We start from the raw sequence: 543 nt of genomic DNA on the forward strand, positions 1-543 counted from the left end.
CCGAAGTCAGTGACCTAACCGCAAGGGAGGAGCTGCCGAAGGCGGGACCGATGACTGGGGTGAAGTCGTAACAAGGTAGCCGTATCGGAAGGTGCGGCTGGATCACCTCCTTTCTAAGGTAAGATAAGTAGAAAATCAGATGTGTTTTACTGTTGAGTTATCAAGGGGATAAAATTTAATCTTTCTGGTGCCGATGCGGTTGGGGGAAACACCCGTTCCCATCCCGAACACGACGGTTAAGACCCAATCGGCCGATGGTACTGCACTGGAGACGGTGTGGGAGAGCAGGTGGGCGCCAGATCAAAAAAAGAAAAACTGAATTTACCAGTGATGAGAGATTTTAAATAAAATATTTAAAGTTTCTGATGACTGATAAAGTATCAGTCAATATGTACCTTGAAAACTGCATACATGAAATTTGATTAAAGTTAATCAAATATCCTTGATACAAAACGTTAAGAGATATGAGAGTATCTCATAAAACGCAAGATAGGAAGACATCGATAACAAAGTTATCAAAAACATGAGAATCAAACGACCGCA

Annotated in this window: 2 rRNA genes; both read left to right on the forward strand. The window is 42.2% G+C overall.

The features are described 5' to 3' along the window. Positions 1-113 (forward strand): 16S ribosomal RNA (locus tag H8Z82_RS17035); the annotation flags it as partial. Positions 114-183: 70 nt separating this feature from the next. Beyond that, a 5S ribosomal RNA gene (rrf, locus tag H8Z82_RS17040) occupies positions 184-301 on the forward strand. The last annotated feature ends 242 nt before the right edge of the window (positions 302-543 follow it).

This window comes from Blautia difficilis, from assembly GCF_014297245.1.
In the GTDB taxonomy this organism is placed as follows: domain Bacteria; phylum Bacillota; class Clostridia; order Lachnospirales; family Lachnospiraceae; genus Blautia_A; species Blautia_A difficilis.